The following is a 301-nucleotide window of genomic DNA, read 5'->3' on the forward strand; positions in this document are numbered from 1 at the left end:
CGGAGATCCCGGCCGTCGGGCGGCGGGACGATGTCGGCGCGCTGGCGGGTGCCGTCCAGATCTTCAAGGAGAACATGATCCAGACACGCCGGCTGGAGGAGGAGACCGCGCAGGCGCGGGTGGAAGCGGAGGCGCAGCGCAAGACCGGCATGAGCCAGATGGCCGACAGCTTCGATGCGGCCGTCGGCCGCAACATCGGCCAGGTCTGTGCAGCGGCTCCCGAGAACTGGTGGGATCTCGGGGGCGATCGCACCGGACACCGCGCTCTCCTCCAGTACCTGACCCGGCGTATCCGCACGGT

At 69.8% G+C, this 301-nt stretch carries 1 pseudogene; it reads left to right on the plus strand.

Annotated elements, in window-relative coordinates:
• A pseudogene (locus MKL09_RS00130) lies at positions 1-301 on the plus strand (hypothetical protein); the annotation flags it as partial.

It is taken from the genome of Methylobacterium sp. J-048, assembly GCF_022829515.1.
GTDB lineage: Bacteria > Pseudomonadota > Alphaproteobacteria > Rhizobiales > Beijerinckiaceae > Methylobacterium.